Genomic DNA, 18,218 nt, shown 5'->3' with positions numbered 1-18,218 from the left:
ATGCGGCCCGTGCTGCAAGTTCGGCCTTTCAACCACCCGGTTCCGGACCGCCCGACAGAAAAAGGCCGCCCAAAAGGGCGACCTTTTCGAACAGCATGACCGGTTTTCAGTCATGTTCCGGGTGTTCAGTCCTGATATTCAGGCATCTGTTCCAGCTGTTCCTTGGTGCTGTTGATGTAGAAGCGATAGTCGCTGCCATCTTCGCTTTTCAGCACCTGGATGTCGTCAAAGCTTACCAGAACCGGCTTTTCGCCAATCCCCAGGAAACCGCCGACATTGATCACGGCTTCGGTCAGCTTGCCGTCATCGCCGACCATCAGGTTGTCGATCTCGCCCACTGTCTCGTCATTGGAGCCATAGACGTAAGAGCCGTTGATCTCTTCCGCCGTCAGCTTCTCGACCTCGGCCATCTCGGCATTCTGATACCCCTCGCGCTCATAGGCCGGACGGGTCATCTCGTCCTGCATGTTGTCGGCGGTGGTGGCAACGGCGGCCCCGGCGTCCTCTGCCGTCTGTTCGGCTGCCTCAGCCGCGTTTTCAGCCATGTTTTCAGCGTCCTGTGCCGTGGCTTCCGCGTTCTGCTCCAGAGTCTCGCCGTTCAGGGTTTCATCGCCCATGTTGCGGTCGAACTCCGGCAGGGCTTCGAGCGCTTCCTTGCTGGTGGAAACCACGAGGAACCGGTCATTCATGTCACCGTCCTGCCGGACAACCGTGATGTCGTCCATCGAAACGGCCACGTCACGTTCGCCCAGCCCGAGGAACCCGCCAACGCCAAGGATCACGGCGCGCACGCTGCCGTCCTGGGCCACGATGATGTCGTTGATCTCACCGATGTCGTCCCATTCGGCCTCGGCCCCCGCCGCAACGGGCTGGTCCGCATTGACACCCTGTTCCGCATTATAGATGCGCATGCCGATCAGGTTGCTGGCATAGAAATCGCCCTGCTCGAATTCAACCGCACCCATGTTGGTGTTCACCTCTGCGGTTGATTGCGCATAGGCGCCGCCCGTCAGGGCAAGGATGACGGCAGTTGTGCTCAGAAAGCGTTTCATAATACTACTCCTTCGTATGTGTCCGGTGTCACGCACCGATTGAAGGACGAACTGACAGATGCCAGGCAAGTTCCACGGAAAATCCACTGATTTCAGGTGGGTATAAACTAAGACATGCTGACCTTCGATCTGTTCTTCTTTCTGGTCGCCGGGCCTGCGGTCTTCTTTGCCGGGGTGTCCAAGGCCGGCTTCGGCTCGGGCGCGGCCTTTGCCGCTGCCACCATCCTGGCGCTGGTTGTCGAACCCGGCCTGGCACTTGGCGTGATGCTGCCGCTGCTGATGCTGATCGACGCCAGTTCGCTCAGACCCTACTGGAAGAAATGGAGCACCCGCGACGCCAGGCTGCTGATCCTCGGTGGCCTGCCCGGCATCGCCCTGGGCGCGGCGCTCTACCGGGTCGCCTCACCAGATGTGTTCCGCCTGCTGATCGGAGGTGTCTCCGTCGGTTTCGTGTTCTGGAAGGTCAGCCTTGCAAGGGGTTGGCTTCCCTTGACAAATTTGCGGTTTTCCGACCGCGCCGGGCTGTTCATCGGCTCGGTCACCGGGTTCACCACCTTCGTCAGCCATGCGGGCGGCCCCCCGGCGGCGGTGTTCCTGCTGACACGCGGTCTGACCAAGACACAGTTCCAGGCCACCACCGTCCTGATCTTCTGCGTCTTCAACCTGATCAAGTTCTTCCCCTATGCCGCGCTGGGGATGTTCACCAGCCAGACCTTTACGGCCAATCTCTTGCTGGCGCCCTTCGCCCTTCTGGGCACCTGGGCGGGGGTACGCGCACATCACGTGGTGCCGGAAAAACTGTTCTTTGGCATCACCTATGCCCTGCTTCTGATCACCGGGACCAAGCTGATCTGGGATGGCCTGACCTGACGCCGGACCACCCCATTCATATGTCACCTGACATATGACTTTTCTGAGAATTTTCCGCCCTCAGGCATCCTGCCCCCGGGCGGGCAGCGCCTCCGCCACCTGTTCGAAGGCCTGACCTGAGGCCACAAGGCAGGTCATCCCGCCCGGCATTGTCACCGTGATCGTCCAGCTTCCCGTCTCGTCAGAGGCAAAAACCTCGACCACCGCATTGTTCGCCCCCAGCCCGATGGACTGGCGCGTCTCGCCATATCCCTCCGCCAGCCGTGCCACCACCACATCGCGCGGCCCGCAGTTGCGCCGGGTCTGCGCGGCCACATCCGTGGTTGCAGCCAGATAGGCCACCGCCCCCGCCGTCAGCGCGGCCAGATTGAAGATTTTCATCATCTGCTTCATTTCACTGCCTTCATTCGAAAGGCTGCACCCTGATCGGCGGACCTGTCCGGGCTCTGCCCGTGCGACCTGGGTGGGCCAGGTTACGTGCCAATGTGCCTGCTGACCGGGTGTCCGGCGGCCCTGCCGGAACCATCTTCCCCTGAACAGGCGACGGGGCAAAGGATGCGGGCAACTCCCTGAAATACTGGTTAACGATGCGTACGGAACCTGTTCAATTTGATTTTCGCTGCGCTGCGGCGTGTTTCCCCTTGAACTTTTCAATCAAAAATGAGCATCTGCGCGCAACAATATGTCCACACGCCGCCGCCCGGCGCGGCCAACCCCATCGGAGGCCCCATGTCCAAGATCACCCGCCCCCTGCGTTCCGCGCTCTATATTCCCGGCTCCAAACCCCGCGCACTGGACAAGGCCCGCAGCCTGCCCTGCGATGCGATCATCTTTGACCTTGAGGATGCGGTCAGCCCGGACGAGAAATCCGCCGCCCGCGCCACCCTGGCCGGGGCGCTCGGCGAAGGCGGCTATGGCGCGCGGCTCAAGGTGATCCGCATCAACGCGCTGGACACCGAATGGGGCAAGGACGATGCGCAGGCCGCCCGCGACATGGATGCCGACGCGATCCTGCTGCCCAAGGTGGGCAGCCCCGCCGACCTCGAAGCACTGGCTGAAATCGTCGGTGACAGGCCGCTCTGGGCGATGATGGAAACCCCCGGCGCCATGCTGAACGCCCCCGCCATCGCCGCGCACCGGTCATTGCAGGCCATGGTCATGGGCACCAACGATCTGGCCAAGGACCTGCAAACGCGGTTCCGCGCCGACCGCCTGCCGCTGATGACCGGCCTCGGCCTCTGCGTGCTGGCGGCCAAGGCCCATGGCTGCGCCATCATCGACGGGGTCTATAACGCCTTCAAGGACGACGAGGGCCTGCGCGCCGAATGCGATCAGGGCCGCGACATGGGCTTTGACGGCAAGACACTGATCCACCCGGCACAGCTTGAGGTGGCCAATGCGGCCTTCTCTCCCACCGAGGAAGAAGCCGATCTCGCCCGCCGCCAGATCGCCGCCTACGAGGAAGTCATCGCCTCCGGTCAGAGCGTCGCGGTGGTGGACGGCAAGATCGTGGAAAACCTGCATGTTGCAACTGCCCGCGAAACACTGGCAAAACTGGAGGCAATCGCAGCCCTCAGCGCGGAGTAGCGCCATGTTCCTTCTGATCCTCGGTCTCATCCTCTGGGTGGGCGCACATTATTTCAAACGCCTCGCCCCCGATGCCCGGGCGAAACTCGGCGAACCCGGCAAGGGGCTGGTGGCGGTTCTGATCGTGGCCGGCGTGGCGCTGATGATCATCGGCTATCGCGGTGCCGACTTCATCCCGGTCTGGAATCCGCCCGCCTTCATGGTCCATATCAACAACCTGCTGATGCTGCTGGCCTTCTGGATCTTCGGTTCTTCCGCCGCCAAGGGGGCCAAGGCCTGGCCCGCCTACAGGACCCGCCATCCGCAGCTGCTCGCGGTCAAGACCTGGGCCGTGGCGCACCTGCTGGTGAACGGCGATCTGGCCTCGATCATCCTCTTCGGCGGGCTGCTGGCCTGGGCCGTGGTCAGCGTCATCCTGATCAACCGCGCCGAACCCGGCTGGACCCCGCCCCCCCATGCCGGGCGCGCCACCTATATCCGGCTGGTGGTGATCACCGCCGTCATCTTTGCCGTGGTTGTGACGATCCACAGCTGGCTGGGCGTCTCGCCCTTCCCCTCCTGAACCCGCACGGAGCCTGCATGAAACTCTATCGCTTCCTGTCCGAAGAAGACACGTCCGCCTTCTGCCACAAGGTCACCGCTGCCCTGAACAAGGGCTGGGAACTTTACGGCTCACCCACCCAGACATGGGATCACGCCGCCGGAGTCATGCGCTGCGGCCAGTCGGTCGTGAAAGAGGTCGAAGGCACCTATACCCCCGACACCAGGCTGGGGGACCACTGATGGCCAAGACCAACGCCGGGCGTTTCTTCGAGGATTACACCCTGGGCGAGACCATTCGCCACGCGGTGCCGCGCACCGTCACGTCGGGTGAACGGGCGCTCTACCACATGCTCTACCCCGCGCGCCACGCGCTCTATTCCTCCGACCAGTTCGCCCAGGGCTGCGGCCTGCCCTTCAGCCCGCTGGACGATATGATCGCCTTCCATGTGGTCTTTGGCAAAACCGTGCCGGATGTCTCGCTGAACGCCGTGGCGAACCTTGGCTATGCCCAGGGCCGCTGGCTGAGCCCGGTCTGGCCCGGCGACACCCTGCGCAGCGAATCGCGGGTGATCGGCCTCAAGCAGAACTCCAACGGCAAGACCGGCGTGGTCTATGTGCGCACCACCGGGCTGAACCAGCATGACGAAACGGTGCTGGAATATGTCCGCTGGGTCATGGTGCGCAAAAGGAACCTCGACGCCCCCGCGCCCGACACGATTGTCCCCGAGCTGCCCGCGGCATTGGACGCGGGCGATCTGGTGATCCCGAAGGGGCTTGATTTCACGCACTACGATTTCGAACTGGCGGGCGAGCCGCACCGCTGGGGCGACTACCAGGTGGGCGAACAGATCGACCACGTCGATGGCGTCACGGTGGAAGAGGCCGAACACATGCTGGCCACCCGCCTGTGGCAGAACACCGCCAAGGTGCATTTCGACACCTCCGCCCGCCCCGACGGCAGCCGCCTGATCTATGGCGGCCATGTGATCTCCATGGCCCGGGCGCTGTCCTTCAACGGGCTGGCCAATGCGCAGATGGTCGTGGGCCTGAACGGCGGGGCACATGCCAACCCCTGCCTTGCAGGCGACACGATCCGCGCCTGGTCCGAAGTGCTGGACAAGGCCGAAACATCCACCCCCGGCGTCGGCGCCATCCGCCTGCGGCTGGTGGCGACCAGGGGGGGCGAGCCCTTCAGGCTGAAAGGCGAAGACGGCAAATACCTGCCCGAAGTCCTGCTCGACCTCGACTACTGGGCGCTGATGCCGGTGTGAGATAAGGCACAAGCCGGGCCAGCGCCTGCCCGGGATGGGCGATGCTGACCTTGGTTCATGCCACTTTATTTCTCAACCGTGATGAGCCCCATCGGGGACACACCCAGCCTCACCAAATCGCCTACCCGTCATGCCAAAGGCATGCCGACGATTCACGGGGCACCTTCGGTGCCACGGGCGGGCAGGCGATGGCCCGGCCTGCGCCGGGCGGGGTGCTTGAGGGCTACGTACCGCGATGCCGGGCTTGGCCACACACCGGGCATCGTTGAATGCGTTGCGATCTGAAGCGCAAGCCGGGTCATCGCCTGCCCGGGGGAGGCGATGCTGACCTATGTTCATGCCACTTTATTTCTCAACCGTGATGAATCCCATCAGTGGGACACCCAGCTTCACCAAATCGCCTACCCGGGGCACGGGCAGGCGATGGCCCGGCGCCTTCGGCTTGTTCCGGGCCTTGGCTGCTAGTGATCGACGGCAGCCACACCTCGCACAGCCCCCCCGGCCATTTTCCCATTGCATTCTGCCCGCACAGCACTTTCCCTGTACCGGACCCTGCAGGAGGCCCAGACATGACCCGCCGAAAACTCTACCTCGGTGCCCTGACCGACAACCGCCGCTGGGACAGTGTCAATATCCGCCCCGACGACGTCATCGTCGCCTCCCCGCCGAAATGCGGCACCACCTGGATGCAGACCATCATCGCCCTGCTGTTCTCCGGCGACCCCGATGTCGAAACCGAAGTCGCCCTCCGGATGCCATGGGTCGACATCCGCCTGCGCGAACTGCCGGAGGTGGCCGCGCGGCTCGAAGCCATGTCCCATCGGCGCTGCCTGAAAAGCCACACGCCGATGGACGGTCTGCCGCTGGATGACCAGGCGCAATATATCTGCGTCTTCCGCCACCCGCTGGATGCGCATTTCTCCTACCGCAAACACCTGCGCAACATCCCCATGCACCTGCTCGACTTCTGGTATCCGGAGGATGACCGCGACGGCACCACCTTCCGCCGCTTCCTGGACGGCGGGGCCGAAGGCTTCGATACCGATGCCATGCCGCTTGCGCATATCCTGCAACACTACAAGGCCGCCACCGCCCTCGCCGACCGCCCCAATGTCGCGCTGTTTCACTATGCCGACATGACCCGCGATCTGCCCGGCACCTTTGCAAGGGTGGCCGGGCTGCTGGGCATAACGCACCCCGCCGCCCTGATGGAGGCGCTGATCCAGGCCGCCACCTTCGACAACATGAAGGCCCATGCCGCGCGGTATGCACCGGGCGGCGGCACCGGCTTCATGAAGAAGGATTCCGATTTCTTCCACAGCGCCAGTGGCGGCAAATGGATCGGCAAGCTCAGCGATGCCGAACTGGCAGCCTATGACGCCATGATGGACGCCCGTCTCGGGCCACAGGACCGCGCCTGGCTGGAGCACGGCGCGCAGGGCAGTTCCGCCGGATGACGGGCGGCGCGGCGCGGCCCCGGCGCACAGAATCCCCGCGGCCCGCACCGAACCCCAAGGGGGTAAAAAGTGAACTCCAGACCCGGGTTCACCCATGTTTCATTGACATCCGCTTAAAGTCGCCGATTTTGTGATCACACCTTTTCCGCGTGTGATCACAAACAGCAGTTTCCACTTTCAATATCCCCGCAACTGAGAAAGTCTGGTTCCCGACAGATAAGACTCGCGCGCGCTGCGCCCTGCTCTTGAACCAACTACGGGATCCTTTTGCGATGAACATCCACGAATACCAGGCCAAAGCCCTCCTGCGCAGCTACGGCGCGCCCGTCTCCGATGGCCGCGTGGTCCTCAAGGCCGAGGACGCCAAGAACGCCGCCGGCGAGATGGATGGCCCGCTCTGGGTGGTCAAGGCGCAGATCCACGCAGGCGGCCGCGGCAAGGGCAAGTTCAAGGAAGCAGATGCCGGTGACGCAGGCGGCGTGCGCCTGACCAAATCCGTGGAAGAGGCCGCCGAACAGGCCAAGAAGATGCTGGGCCGCACCCTGGTCACGCATCAGACCGGCCCGGCGGGCAAACAGGTCAACCGCATCTACATTGAAGACGGCTCCGGCATCGAAACCGAACTCTACCTGGCCCTGCTGGTGGACCGCCAGACCTCCCGCGTCTCCTTTGTCTGCTCCACCGAGGGTGGCATGGACATCGAAGAGGTCGCCGCATCGACGCCCGAGAAAATCCTGTCCTTCTCCGTCGATCCGGCCACCGGCTACCAGGCCTTCCACGGCCGCCGCATCGCCTTTGCCCTCGGGCTGGAAGGCAAGCAGGTCAAGCAATGCGTCGGGCTGATGGGCCTGCTCTACAAGGCGTTCCTGGAAAAAGACATGGAGATGCTGGAGATCAACCCGCTGATCGTCACCGACGGCGGCGACCTCAAGGTGTTGGACGCCAAGGTCAGCTTTGACGGCAACGCGATCTACCGCCACGCCGACATCGCGGAACTGCGCGACACCACCGAGGAAGACCCCAAGGAACTCGAAGCCTCCAAATACGACCTGAACTACATCGCGCTGGACGGCGAGATCGGCTGCATGGTCAACGGCGCCGGCCTGGCGATGGCCACCATGGACATCATCAAGCTCTACGGGGCCGAGCCTGCCAACTTCCTCGACGTGGGCGGCGGCGCGACCAAGGAAAAAGTGACCGAGGCCTTCAAGATCATCACCTCCGACCCGCAAGTCAAAGGCATCCTGGTGAACATCTTCGGCGGCATCATGCGCTGCGATGTCATCGCCGAGGGCGTGATCGCCGCGGTCAAGGAAGTGGGCCTCAAGGTGCCGCTGGTGGTCCGCCTCGAAGGCACCAATGTCGAAAAGGGCAAGGAGATCATCAACAACTCCGATGTCGATGTGATCGCTGCTGACGATCTCAAGGACGGTGCCGAAAAGATCGTGAAAGCCGTCAAAGGCTAAGTCCCGAACCAAAGGCCATCTGATGCGCTCCCTTCGCCTTGTGACCCTGACCGTAACCCTGACCGCATATCTTGCGGCAGGGCCGGTTCTGGCATCCGGAAACGAGGCGAAGCTGGCCATCGACAGCTTCAACGCCTGGTGCTTCAAGGCCGGTCAGACGGAGGCCCAGGCCCGCGACAACATGAGCGCGGGAACCGCCCCCTTCACCCTGACCTTCTGGGACGACAGTCTTGAGCCGCGCCCGGCGGATGCCCAGCGCGGTGTCGAACGGCGCTGCGAAGTGGCCTTTGACGGCGATCATACCGCCGCAGCCATCGAGGCGCTGCGCATCCAGATGGCGACACCGCCGGTCTTCGGCACCCCGATTCCGCTGCCCGATACCCATGCGGTCACCCCCGGCACCACCCTGATCGAGGGGCGCGAACTGCTGCGCGGCCGAGTTGCCGTGGTCCATGTGGGCCTGCGCAACGCGCCCCATGCCCCGGTGACCTTCATGGCGGTTGACCGCCTCTATGACGGGCTTGGCCTGCCGGAGGGGTCATGATGGATCAAAGCGCCCCGCGTCCCTGCCCGGTCTGCCACGGCACGGATGCCACCCCGCTTCCCGCCTATTCGCCGGACCCCTGGCAGGTGGCCACCTGCAATGGCTGCACCATGACCTATCTGCAAAATCCCCCCGCCTACGAGGCGCTGGAAGAGGATTTCGCCTGGGAAAAGACCTACGAGGACAAGAAAGCCGCCTCCAGGGGATCGACCCGGTTCAGCCCCTATGTGCGCAGGCTGCGCAATGCGCTGGGCATGTACCGTGACAAGACCAACAGCTTCCGGCGCTGGTTCAACGATGGCCATGTGCTTGACATCGGGTCGGGCTGGGGCCAGCGGATCACGGCACCGATGACGCCTTACGGCATCGAATTGTCCACCGCGCTGCACAGGATTTCGGACAAACGGATGCGCGCGCAGGGCGGCTATTGCCTGCATGGCGCGGGCGCCGAGGCGATCTGGGATTTCGACAAGGGCCAGTTCGACGGCATCGTCATGTTCTCCTATCTCGAACATGAGACCGATGTGACCGGCGTGCTGAAGGGCGCGCACCGGGCGCTGAAACCCGACGGCGGGGTCTTCATCCGCGTGCCGAACTTCGCCTCGCTGAACCGCCGCGTGATCGGCCCGAAATGGTGCGGCTTCCGCTACCCCGACCACGTCAATTACTTCACCCTGTCCAGCCTGCGCAAATGCGCCGCGCAGATCGGGTTCAGGACCTGGCTGGTCAACCGCTTTACCCTGCCGGTCGACGACAATATCTCGGTCCTGCTGCGCAAGTCGGCCGCCTGACACAATGGAAAGAATGATGAACCACAAGAAACAGACTCCCGCAGGCCTCGCCGGTATCCTCCTGCTGGGTGCCGCGCTGTCGGGGTGCAATTACAACACCGCCAACGATGGTATCCGCAACGGGCCGCAAGCCGTGCACCCCAGCACCTCGGCACTGGCGCAGCGGACCAGCGCCGGTGCCCCTGTCGCGGTGGCTGGCATCTCCCCCGCAGATGTGACCGATGTAATATTCCCCGACGTCAAGGCCGATGCCGGTATCGCAGGCCCCATTCGCGCCTTTGCCCGGACCTGTATGGCACATGCCCCGGACCTTGGCGCGCTGTTTTCTGCCGCCAAAGACGCTGGGTTCAGCGACCTGGAGCGTGAGGGCAAGTCGATTTACGGCGCACAGTTCACCGGCGCGACACCCGTGTCATTTCAGGTCAATGTGAACACCCGTTTTGCCCATGAATGCGCCGTCACCGTCGTGGTGGACCAAAAGAACACAACCAATGTGCGGGAAGCTTTTTTCAACGCGCTGCAAACCCCGCACCGCAACGGCGTGGCGCAGATTGTCGTGAATGGCAAGAAATCCATCCTCAAACATCAGGAATTCCAGGGCGGAGCCTTTGGCGTGAACGAACACGCCTTCCTGCTGCAACAGAACTGACCGGCACTTCGCCAACCAAGAACACTATCCAAAGGAGACTGCCAATATGGCCGTACTTGTAGACGAAAACACAAAAGTCATCTGTCAGGGCCTCACCGGCTCGCAGGGGACGTTCCACACCGAACAGGCCATCGCCTATGGCACCAAGATGGTCGGCGGTGTGACGCCCGGCAAGGGCGGCCAGACCCACCTGGACCTGCCCGTGTTCAACTCCGTCCACGAGGCGCGCCATGTCACCGGGGCCAATGCCTCCGTCATCTATGTGCCGCCTCCCTTCGCGGCCGATTCCATTCTTGAAGCCATCGACGCCGAGATGGAGCTGATCGTCTGCATCACCGAAGGCATTCCGGTGCTGGACATGATGCGCGTCGCCCGCGCGCTGGAAGGGTCGAAATCCCGCCTGATCGGGCCGAACTGCCCCGGTGTCATCACCCCCGACGCCTGCAAGATCGGCATCATGCCCGGCCACATCCACAAACGCGGCTCCTGCGGCGTGGTCAGCCGTTCCGGCACGCTGACCTACGAGGCGGTCAAGCAGACCACCGATCTCGGCTATGGCCAATCCTCCGCCGTGGGCATCGGCGGCGACCCGATCAAGGGGACCGAACATATCGACGTGCTGGAAATGTTCCTGGCCGACGATGAGACCGAGAGCATCATCATGATCGGCGAAATCGGCGGCTCCGCCGAGGAAGAAGCCGCGCAATTCCTGGCCGACGAACGCAAGAAGGGCCGCTGGAAACCCACCGCCGGTTTCATCGCGGGCCGCACCGCCCCTCCGGGCCGCCGCATGGGCCACGCAGGTGCCATCGTCGCCGGTGGCAAGGGCGGTGCCGAGGACAAGATCGAAGCGATGAAATCCGCCGGTATCGTTGTCGCCGACAGCCCCGCCACCCTGGGCGAGGCCGTGAAGGCCGCGATCGAAAAGGGCTGATCCCCTGCCCGAACCAGGCGAAGGGCCGACAGCAGGCCGGCCCTTCGCTCCCCATCCAACCCGCGAGACATGATGCGACAGCCGCCCGCCCTTACCGTCCGCCCCCGACCGAGCATCCTGTGATGCGCCGGCTGATCCTGCATATCGAGCCATTCAAGACGGGCACCAGCAGCTTTCAGCACTGGCTCCGGGGCAATGCCGCCGTGCTGGCGGATGCCGGTCTGGTCCTGCCACTGGACCTGCTGAACCCCAATGCCAATGGCGCACCGCTGGCCCATGCCTTTCTGGCCGCCCCGGAGGACCGCAGGGCGGAACAAAGCGATCTGATCGACCGCTTTGGCCAGTTCTGCGCGGCACATCCGGACGCCTCGGTCATCCTCTCGGCAGAGCGGCTGTCACAGATGCTGCTGGTCGACGGCAGATTCCTAAACGAATTCGACCCCCACGAGGACGACACCCGCCGCCAGCGCGCGGCGCGCCACCTGCATGACGCGGTATCCACGCTCGGCTTCGACCGGATTGATCTTCTGGTCCTGATCCGCGAACAGGCCGGTTTTCTGACCAGCGCCTATGTTCAGAAACTCAAGACCATGAACGCCCGCCTGGATCTCGGCACGCGCGGGCTGGAGGCGTTTCCGGTCCAGCGCTACGCCGAAAGTTTCCGGCAGCTTTCAGACCTCGGCTTCCATGTCATCGCCGCCCCCTACCACAGCCCGGACCGCGCACTTGCGCTGCCCGAACGCCTGATGGCGATGGCCGGCTTTGACGGCCCGCTCAAGGGCCGCGTGACCTGTGATGTCCCGCGCGTGAATGTATCACCGGGCTATCTGACAACGATCGGCCTGGGCCATGTGTTCTGGCACCTCGAAACCCTTTCCCCGACACCGGATGCCGCCGGGGCGGACCAGCTGCGGCGGCGTCTCTTTGCGATCACCCGCGCCGCAAATGTCGAAGGTGACGGCCCGCTGACCCTGTTCGCCCCGGATCAGGCTGCCGCAATTGCCGCCCGTCAGCGCCGCCATCTGGACGGCATCGAACCCTGGGCGCAGGGGCTCACCGCCGCCGACATCGCTAGCAGCTTTCCCGCGCATCGCGCCCAGTCACCCCTGTCGCGCAACGATCTTGGTACGCATGAGCGTCACCGCATCGACCAATGGCTGCGCGGCATCGCCGCCCAGGTTCAGCGCGACAACCGCCTGCGCCAGTTGATCGACCCCGCCACGCTGAGTGACCTTGACGCCTCCCCGCCAGGGGTGCACAGCGCGCCGCAGCAGACCGCCCCCTGCCTTGGGGGCACCTGGGCCGCAGCCGCACCCGACGGACGAAGGCCGTTGAGGCAAGCCCTCTAGAAACCGAATTTGACCATAACCCCCGCCCGAACGAGGCCACATCATGACCGAACAACCCGGAAACGAACAGTTCCACGCGTCATCCTTCATGGAAGGTGAAAACGCAGAATACCTTGAACAGATGTATGCCAGATACGCCAACGACCCCAATGCGGTGGACGCGGCATGGGCGGCCTTCTTCAAGGCCATGGGCGACGACGGCGAAGCCGTCAAGGCGGAGGCGGCAGGCCCCTCCTGGGCGCGCAGCGACTGGCCCCCGGCACCCATGGGCGACAACATCGGCGCGCTGACAGGCATCTGGCCCGAACCGGTCGAGGCTGAGGCCGCAGGCCGCAAGATCAAGGAAAAAGCCGCCGAACAAGGCGCGCAGATCACCGAGGAGCAGGTGCGCAGCGCGGTGCTGGATTCGGTCCGCGCCCTGATGCTGATCCGCGCCTACCGGATCCGCGGGCACCTCGCCGCCGACCTGGACCCGCTGGGCATGCGCGACACCGGCACCCATGCCGAACTGGACCCCAGGGCCTATGGCTTTGAAAAGGCCGACATGGACCGCCCGATCTTCATCGACAACGTGCTGGGCCTCGAAGTGGCCACCATGGCCCAGATCGTGGACATCGTGAAACGCACCTATTGCGGCACCTTCGCGCTGCAATACATGCATATTTCCAACCCCGAAGAGGCCGGCTGGCTCAAGGAACGGATCGAAGGCTATGGCAAGGAAATCTCCTTTACCCAGAACGGCCGCAAGGCGATCCTGAACAAGCTGGTCGAGGCCGAGGGCTTTGAGAAGTTCCTGCATGTCAAATACATGGGCACCAAACGCTTCGGCCTGGACGGCGGCGAAAGCCTGATCCCCGCGATGGAACAGATCATCAAGCGGGGCGGCCAGCTGGGGGTCAAGGATATCGTGATCGGGATGCCCCACCGGGGCCGCCTCTCGGTGCTGGCCAATGTGATGCAGAAACCCTACCGCGCGATCTTCAACGAATTCCAGGGCGGCAGCTTCAAACCCGAAGACGTGGATGGTTCGGGCGACGTGAAATACCACCTCGGGGCCTCGTCCGACCGCGATTTCGACGGCAACATCGTCCACCTCAGCCTGACCGCAAACCCCAGCCACCTGGAGGCGGTGAACCCCGTTGTCCTGGGCAAGGCGCGCGCCAAGCAGGACCAGCTGCACGACCGCGAGCGGACCAAGGTGATGCCGATCCTGCTGCACGGCGATGCGGCCTTTGCCGGTCAGGGCGTGGTGGCGGAATGTTTCGCCCTCTCGGGCCTGCGCGGTCACAAGACCGGCGGCACAATGCATATCGTGGTGAACAACCAGATCGGCTTTACCACCGCGCCGCATTTCTCGCGCTCCTCGCCCTATCCCACCGACAATGCCCTGGTGGTCGAGGCGCCGATCTTCCACGTCAACGGCGACGACCCGGAGGCAGTGGTTCACGCCGCCCGCGTCGCCACGGAATTCCGCCAGAAGTTCCACAAGGATGTGGTGATCGACATCATCTGCTACCGCCGCTTCGGTCACAACGAAGGCGACGAGCCGATGTTCACCAACCCGATCATGTACAAGAAGATCAAGGGCCAGAAGACCACGCTCAGCCTCTACTCCGACCGGCTGGTCAAGGACGGCCTTGTCCCCGAGGGCGAGATCGAGGACATGAAGGCCGATTTCCAGAAAAAGATGAACGAGGAATTCGAGGCGGGCAAGGATTACCGCCCCAACAAGGCCGACTGGCTGGATGGCAAATGGTCCCATCTCGATAAGTCCAAGGAAAAGAAATACCAGCGCGGCAAGACCGCAATTTCCAAGGAAACGCTGGCCGAAGTCGGCAAGGCGCTGACCACCGCGCCCGAGGATTTCCCCCTGCACAAGACAGTGGGCCGTCTGCTTGAGGCGAAAGCGGCGATGTTCAGGGATGGCAAGGGTTTTGACTGGGCCACCGCCGAGGCGATTGCCTTTGGCTCCCTGCTGACCGAAGGCTACAAGGTCCGCCTTGCCGGTCAGGACAGCGCCCGCGGCACCTTCAGCCAGCGCCATTCCGCCCTGATCAACCAGGAGACCGAAGACCGCTATTACCCCCTCAACCATATCCGCGAGGGGCAGGCGGAATACGAGGTCATCGATTCCATGCTGTCGGAATATGCGGTGCTGGGTTTCGAATATGGCTATTCGCTGGCCGAACCCAACGCCCTGACCCTGTGGGAGGCCCAGTTCGGCGACTTTGCAAACGGCGCGCAGATCATGTTCGACCAGTTCATCAGCTCGGGCGAAAGCAAATGGCTGCGCATGTCCGGCCTCGTCTGCCTGATGCCCCACGGCTACGAAGGGCAAGGGCCGGAACATTCCTCCGCCCGGCTGGAACGCTTCCTGACCATGTGCGGCGGCGACAACTGGATCGTGGCCAATTGCACCACGCCCGCCAACTACTTCCACCTGCTGCGCCGCCAGCTGCACCGCAGCTACCGCAAGCCGCTCATGCTGATGACGCCCAAATCCCTGCTGCGCCACAAGATGGCGGTCAGCGAGGCCGAGGAATTCACCACCGGCAGCAGCTTCCACCGGGTCCTGTGGGACGACGCGGAAAAGGGCAATTCAGAAACCAAACTGGTCGCCGATGACAAGATCAAGCGCGTCGTCATGTGCTCCGGCAAGGTCTATTACGACCTGCTGGAAGAACGCGACAGCCGCGGGATCGACGACATCTACATCCTGCGTTTCGAACAATTCTACCCCTTCCCCGCGCAATCCGCGGTGAAGGAGCTGGAACGCTTCAAGAATGCCGAAATGGTCTGGTGCCAGGAAGAACCCAAGAACCAGGGGGCCTGGAGCTTTATCGAACCGAACATCGAATGGGTCCTGGGCCGCATCGGTGCAAAACACGGCCGCCCGGCCTATGCCGGCCGCGCCACCGCCGCCTCTCCCGCCACGGGCCTGGCGAGCCAGCACAAAGCACAACAAGCCGCTCTCGTTGACGAAGCGCTGACCATCAAAGGAAAGTAACCCATGACCGAAGTACGTGTGCCCACCCTGGGCGAATCCGTGACCGAAGCAACCGTCGCCACCTGGTTCAAGAAAGCCGGCGACAGCGTGGCGGTCGATGAAATGCTCTGCGAGCTGGAAACCGACAAGGTCACCGTCGAAGTGCCCAGCCCCGTGGCAGGCACCCTGGCCGACATCGTCGCCGCCGAAGGCGAAACCGTGGGCGTCGATGCCCTGCTGGCCAATATCTCCGCCGGGGATGAAGCGCCCAGGGGCAAGGCGGCTGACACCGGCAAGGAGGCGCCGAAATCCGTCGATGCCGGGGCCGAGGAAATGAAACCCCGCGACCCTGCCGATGATGTCGATGTCATGGTCCCCACCCTGGGCGAAAGCGTGACGGAGGCCACCGTCAGCACCTGGTTCAAACAGGTCGGCGATACCGTCGCGCAGGATGAAATGCTCTGCGAGCTGGAAACCGACAAGGTCAGCGTCGAGGTGCCCGCCCCCGCCGCCGGCACCCTGACCCAGATCCTGGCCGAGGAAGGCAGCACCGTCGAGGCCAATGGAAAGCTCGCGGTGATCTCCGGTGGCGAAGGCGCCGGCGCCGGCGCCCCCGCAAAGCAAAGCGCAGCGGCCCCCGCCGCCGAAAGCAAGGGCGGCAAGGATGTCGAAGACGCGCCTTCCGCGAAAAAGGCGATGGCGGAAAACAACATCAGCCGCGATGCCGTCACCGGCACCGGCCGCGATGGCCGGGTGATGAAAGAGGACGTGGCCAGGGCCATCGCCGCTGGCACCTCCGCCGCTTCGGCACCAGAGGCGAAATCCGCCCCCCGCGCGCCCTCCAGCGCCGATGACGCCGCCCGCGAGGAACGCGTCAAGATGACCCGCCTGCGCCAGACCATCGCGCGCCGTCTCAAGGAATCGCAGAACACCGCCGCGATGCTGACCACCTACAACGAGGTCGACATGACCGCGGTGATGGACCTGCGCAACGAATACAAGGTGCTCTTCGAAAAGAAACACGGGGTGAAACTGGGCTTCATGTCCTTCTTCACCAAGGCCTGCTGCCACGCCCTGAACGAAGTGCCGGATGTGAACGCAGAGATCGACGGCACCGATGTGGTCTACAAGAACTATGTCCACATGGGCATCGCCGTGGGCACCCCCACCGGCCTTGTGGTGCCGGTGGTCAGGAACGCCGACGCCATGTCCTTTGCCGAGATTGAGAAAACAATCAACACCCTGGGCGTCAAGGCGCGCGACGGCAAGCTCAGCATGGCCGACATGCAGGGCGGCACCTTCACCATCTCCAACGGCGGCGTCTACGGCTCGCTGATGTCCTCGCCGATCCTGAACCCGCCGCAATCCGGCATCCTGGGCATGCACAAGATCCAGGACCGCGCGATGGTGGTGAACGGCGAAATCGTGGTGCGCCCGATGATGTACCTCGCCCTCAGCTACGACCACCGCATCGTCGACGGCAAGGGGGCGGTCACCTTCCTCGTGCGTGTGAAAGAGGCACTGGAAGACCCGCGCCGCTTGCTGATGGATCTGTAAACCGACAGGGTGGGGGAAAACCCCACCCTACCGATCCACCACATGTCCTAACCAAGGATCGCATCCAATGACCGAAATCACCATCCTCATCGCCTATGGCCTGCTGGTCATGATCACCATCCTGTTGCAGGTGATGGGCGCCATGAACCAGCTTTCCATGGGCTACATCATGTCCTCGCGCGACGACAACCGCGGCACCCGGGGCATGGTGGCGCGGATCGAACGGGCGCTGAACAACTCCCTCGTCGCAATGACCCTCTTTGCTCCCGCCGTGCTGATCCTTGAGGTCCTGAACAAGACCAATGCCACCACCCTGCTGGCCGCACAGGTCTTCATGATCGCGCGGATCATCTACCTGCCGGTCTATGCCCTTGGCGTGCCTGCGGTGCGCACGCTGGCCTGGCTGGCGGGTTTCATCGCCACCGCCGTCCTCTATCTCCAGGCGCTTTGAAAGGACCTGCCATGCAGATGATCGTCCACCAGCACGTCACCTCCTTCGCCGACTGGAAAGCCGCCTTCGACAAGGATGACGAGGCGCGGCGCAACGCGGGGCTGACCGTGCTGCAGGTCTGGAAGGACGCCGACAGCGACACCCATGCCTTCTTCCTGCTCAAGGTCAACGACCGCGACAAGGCGCAGCAATGGATCGAAAGGTCCAACGCCCTGGCCTCGGACGATGGCGGCACGGTCACCTCCTCTTCGGCGTATTTTCTGGACACCAAATGACCCCGGAACTCACCGCCCTCACCCTCGCCGCGATCCTGCAATACCTGCAATTCGCGCTCTACGCGGTGCCCGCCAACCGCGAGCTCGGGCCCGGCTTCACCATGTCCGCCCGCGACCGGCCCCCCAACAACACGCTGACCGACCGCACCGCGCGTCTGGGCCGCGCCTTTGACAACCACTTCGAGGGGCTGATCCTGTTTGCCATTGCCGTGGGCGTGATCCAGATGTCGGGGCAGAACAATGCGCTCACCGCGCTCTGCGGCTGGGTCTACCTGATCGCGCGGCTGCTCTATGTGCCTGCCTATGCGCTGGGCTGGCGGCCCTGGCGGTCGCTGATCTGGTTTGCCGGTTTCATTGCCACCCTGCTGATGCTGCTGGTGGCGCTCTTTTGATTTCATTGTTCCAGTAAATACCACCGGGGGGAGGCGCTTGCGCC

At 63.6% G+C, this 18,218-nt stretch carries 19 protein-coding genes; 17 read left to right on the top strand and 2 right to left on the bottom strand.

The genetic code is table 11. From position 1 onward, the window contains the following. Positions 1–125 precede the first annotated feature (125 nt). Positions 126–1,052, bottom strand: coding sequence for a PRC-barrel domain-containing protein (locus ACWNZ3_RS05090; RefSeq protein ID WP_496901432.1), 927 nt, complete (start codon positions 1,050–1,052; stop codon positions 126–128). A gap of 114 nt (positions 1,053–1,166) precedes the next feature. Between ACWNZ3_RS05090 and ACWNZ3_RS05085 the strand changes: the two genes are divergently transcribed. Continuing rightward, a complete protein-coding gene (locus tag ACWNZ3_RS05085; protein ID WP_269362215.1) occupies positions 1,167–1,922 on the top strand; it encodes a sulfite exporter TauE/SafE family protein in 756 nt (251 codons plus the stop codon). Between the two features lie 60 nt (positions 1,923–1,982). Here the strand turns inward: ACWNZ3_RS05085 and ACWNZ3_RS05080 are convergent, their stop codons facing one another. Further along, positions 1,983–2,303, bottom strand: a complete 321-nt coding sequence (locus ACWNZ3_RS05080; RefSeq protein ID WP_443069515.1) for a hypothetical protein — start codon at positions 2,301–2,303, stop codon at positions 1,983–1,985. A 348-nt stretch (positions 2,304–2,651) separates the two neighbouring features. On the opposite strand from ACWNZ3_RS05080, the gene ACWNZ3_RS05075 reads away from it, so the two are divergent. From ACWNZ3_RS05075 to ACWNZ3_RS05000, 16 genes are all read left to right on the top strand, one after another. Continuing rightward, complete coding sequence (locus ACWNZ3_RS05075) at positions 2,652–3,509, top strand: HpcH/HpaI aldolase/citrate lyase family protein (protein WP_269362217.1); 858 nt, start codon at positions 2,652–2,654, stop codon at positions 3,507–3,509. Positions 3,510–3,513: 4 nt separating this feature from the next. Beyond that, complete coding sequence (locus ACWNZ3_RS05070; RefSeq protein ID WP_269362219.1) at positions 3,514–4,071, top strand: NnrU family protein; 558 nt, start codon at positions 3,514–3,516, stop codon at positions 4,069–4,071. A gap of 17 nt (positions 4,072–4,088) precedes the next feature. Further along, complete coding sequence (locus ACWNZ3_RS05065; protein WP_269362222.1) at positions 4,089–4,292, top strand: DUF1737 domain-containing protein; 204 nt, start codon at positions 4,089–4,091, stop codon at positions 4,290–4,292. Continuing rightward, positions 4,292–5,323 (top strand): MaoC family dehydratase, encoded by a 1,032-nt coding sequence (locus ACWNZ3_RS05060; protein WP_274577016.1) that lies wholly within the window; start codon positions 4,292–4,294, stop codon positions 5,321–5,323. Before ACWNZ3_RS05065 ends, ACWNZ3_RS05060 begins: the two co-directional genes overlap by 1 nt. A 569-nt stretch (positions 5,324–5,892) precedes the next feature. Further along, on the top strand, positions 5,893–6,780 hold the full coding sequence (locus ACWNZ3_RS05055; RefSeq protein ID WP_496901431.1) for a sulfotransferase domain-containing protein: 888 nt from the start codon (positions 5,893–5,895) through the stop codon (positions 6,778–6,780). A 272-nt stretch (positions 6,781–7,052) separates the two neighbouring features. Continuing rightward, the gene (gene sucC / locus ACWNZ3_RS05050) at positions 7,053–8,246 is read left to right on the top strand and encodes an ADP-forming succinate--CoA ligase subunit beta (RefSeq protein ID WP_269362226.1); all 1,194 of its coding nucleotides are present in this window, start codon (positions 7,053–7,055) and stop codon (positions 8,244–8,246) included. A 22-nt stretch (positions 8,247–8,268) separates the two neighbouring features. Then, entirely contained in the window at positions 8,269–8,790 is a 522-nt protein-coding gene (locus ACWNZ3_RS05045) for a hypothetical protein (protein ID WP_269362228.1), read from the top strand. Then, positions 8,787–9,581, top strand: a complete 795-nt coding sequence (locus ACWNZ3_RS05040) for a class I SAM-dependent methyltransferase (protein ID WP_496901430.1) — start codon at positions 8,787–8,789, stop codon at positions 9,579–9,581. The genes ACWNZ3_RS05045 and ACWNZ3_RS05040 overlap by 4 nt, the downstream gene beginning before the upstream one ends. 16 nt (positions 9,582–9,597) lie before the next feature. Next, complete coding sequence (locus tag ACWNZ3_RS05035) at positions 9,598–10,230, top strand: hypothetical protein (protein WP_496901429.1); 633 nt, start codon at positions 9,598–9,600, stop codon at positions 10,228–10,230. 46 nt (positions 10,231–10,276) lie between these two features. Next, positions 10,277–11,164 carry a succinate--CoA ligase subunit alpha gene (sucD, locus tag ACWNZ3_RS05030; RefSeq protein ID WP_269362231.1) on the top strand — a complete coding sequence of 296 codons (888 nt, stop codon included), beginning with the start codon at positions 10,277–10,279 and terminating at the stop codon, positions 11,162–11,164. Between the two features lie 122 nt (positions 11,165–11,286). Next, positions 11,287–12,513 carry a hypothetical protein gene (locus tag ACWNZ3_RS05025; RefSeq protein ID WP_496901428.1) on the top strand — a complete coding sequence of 409 codons (1,227 nt, stop codon included), beginning with the start codon at positions 11,287–11,289 and terminating at the stop codon, positions 12,511–12,513. A gap of 43 nt (positions 12,514–12,556) precedes the next feature. After that, positions 12,557–15,520 carry a 2-oxoglutarate dehydrogenase E1 component gene (locus ACWNZ3_RS05020; RefSeq protein ID WP_496901427.1) on the top strand — a complete coding sequence of 988 codons (2,964 nt, stop codon included), beginning with the start codon at positions 12,557–12,559 and terminating at the stop codon, positions 15,518–15,520. A 3-nt stretch (positions 15,521–15,523) separates the two neighbouring features. Beyond that, positions 15,524–17,056, top strand: a complete 1,533-nt coding sequence (gene odhB / locus ACWNZ3_RS05015) for a 2-oxoglutarate dehydrogenase complex dihydrolipoyllysine-residue succinyltransferase (protein ID WP_496901426.1) — start codon at positions 15,524–15,526, stop codon at positions 17,054–17,056. A gap of 67 nt (positions 17,057–17,123) precedes the next feature. Then, the gene (locus ACWNZ3_RS05010; RefSeq protein WP_269362240.1) at positions 17,124–17,507 is read left to right on the top strand and encodes an MAPEG family protein; all 384 of its coding nucleotides are present in this window, start codon (positions 17,124–17,126) and stop codon (positions 17,505–17,507) included. Positions 17,508–17,518: 11 nt separating this feature from the next. Next, on the top strand, positions 17,519–17,782 hold the full coding sequence (locus ACWNZ3_RS05005) for a hypothetical protein (RefSeq protein ID WP_114274776.1): 264 nt from the start codon (positions 17,519–17,521) through the stop codon (positions 17,780–17,782). Further along, positions 17,779–18,174 carry an MAPEG family protein gene (locus ACWNZ3_RS05000; protein WP_269362244.1) on the top strand — a complete coding sequence of 132 codons (396 nt, stop codon included), beginning with the start codon at positions 17,779–17,781 and terminating at the stop codon, positions 18,172–18,174. The genes ACWNZ3_RS05005 and ACWNZ3_RS05000 overlap by 4 nt, the downstream gene beginning before the upstream one ends. Positions 18,175–18,218 lie beyond the last annotated feature (44 nt).

Source organism: Sulfitobacter sp. IGS-18, from assembly GCF_059628195.1.
This window is presented reverse-complemented; position numbering and strand designations above follow the sequence as displayed.

Bases quoted from the DNA above. Each gene is read 5' to 3' on its own strand.
- ACWNZ3_RS05090 (WP_496901432.1), bottom strand. From the start codon at position 1,052: ATGAAACGCTTTCTGAGCACAACTGCCGTCATCCTTGCCCTGACGGGC.
- ACWNZ3_RS05085 (WP_269362215.1), top strand. From the start codon at position 1,167: ATGCTGACCTTCGATCTGTTCTTCTTTCTGGTCGCCGGGCCTGCGGTC.
- ACWNZ3_RS05080 (WP_443069515.1), bottom strand. From the start codon at position 2,303: ATGAAAATCTTCAATCTGGCCGCGCTGACGGCGGGGGCGGTGGCCTAT.
- ACWNZ3_RS05075 (WP_269362217.1), top strand. From the start codon at position 2,652: ATGTCCAAGATCACCCGCCCCCTGCGTTCCGCGCTCTATATTCCCGGC.
- ACWNZ3_RS05070 (WP_269362219.1), top strand. From the start codon at position 3,514: ATGTTCCTTCTGATCCTCGGTCTCATCCTCTGGGTGGGCGCACATTAT.
- ACWNZ3_RS05065 (WP_269362222.1), top strand. From the start codon at position 4,089: ATGAAACTCTATCGCTTCCTGTCCGAAGAAGACACGTCCGCCTTCTGC.
- ACWNZ3_RS05060 (WP_274577016.1), top strand. From the start codon at position 4,292: ATGGCCAAGACCAACGCCGGGCGTTTCTTCGAGGATTACACCCTGGGC.
- ACWNZ3_RS05055 (WP_496901431.1), top strand. From the start codon at position 5,893: ATGACCCGCCGAAAACTCTACCTCGGTGCCCTGACCGACAACCGCCGC.
- sucC (WP_269362226.1), top strand. From the start codon at position 7,053: ATGAACATCCACGAATACCAGGCCAAAGCCCTCCTGCGCAGCTACGGC.
- ACWNZ3_RS05045 (WP_269362228.1), top strand. From the start codon at position 8,269: ATGCGCTCCCTTCGCCTTGTGACCCTGACCGTAACCCTGACCGCATAT.
- ACWNZ3_RS05040 (WP_496901430.1), top strand. From the start codon at position 8,787: ATGATGGATCAAAGCGCCCCGCGTCCCTGCCCGGTCTGCCACGGCACG.
- ACWNZ3_RS05035 (WP_496901429.1), top strand. From the start codon at position 9,598: ATGAACCACAAGAAACAGACTCCCGCAGGCCTCGCCGGTATCCTCCTG.
- sucD (WP_269362231.1), top strand. From the start codon at position 10,277: ATGGCCGTACTTGTAGACGAAAACACAAAAGTCATCTGTCAGGGCCTC.
- ACWNZ3_RS05025 (WP_496901428.1), top strand. From the start codon at position 11,287: ATGCGCCGGCTGATCCTGCATATCGAGCCATTCAAGACGGGCACCAGC.
- ACWNZ3_RS05020 (WP_496901427.1), top strand. From the start codon at position 12,557: ATGACCGAACAACCCGGAAACGAACAGTTCCACGCGTCATCCTTCATG.
- odhB (WP_496901426.1), top strand. From the start codon at position 15,524: ATGACCGAAGTACGTGTGCCCACCCTGGGCGAATCCGTGACCGAAGCA.
- ACWNZ3_RS05010 (WP_269362240.1), top strand. From the start codon at position 17,124: ATGACCGAAATCACCATCCTCATCGCCTATGGCCTGCTGGTCATGATC.
- ACWNZ3_RS05005 (WP_114274776.1), top strand. From the start codon at position 17,519: ATGCAGATGATCGTCCACCAGCACGTCACCTCCTTCGCCGACTGGAAA.
- ACWNZ3_RS05000 (WP_269362244.1), top strand. From the start codon at position 17,779: ATGACCCCGGAACTCACCGCCCTCACCCTCGCCGCGATCCTGCAATAC.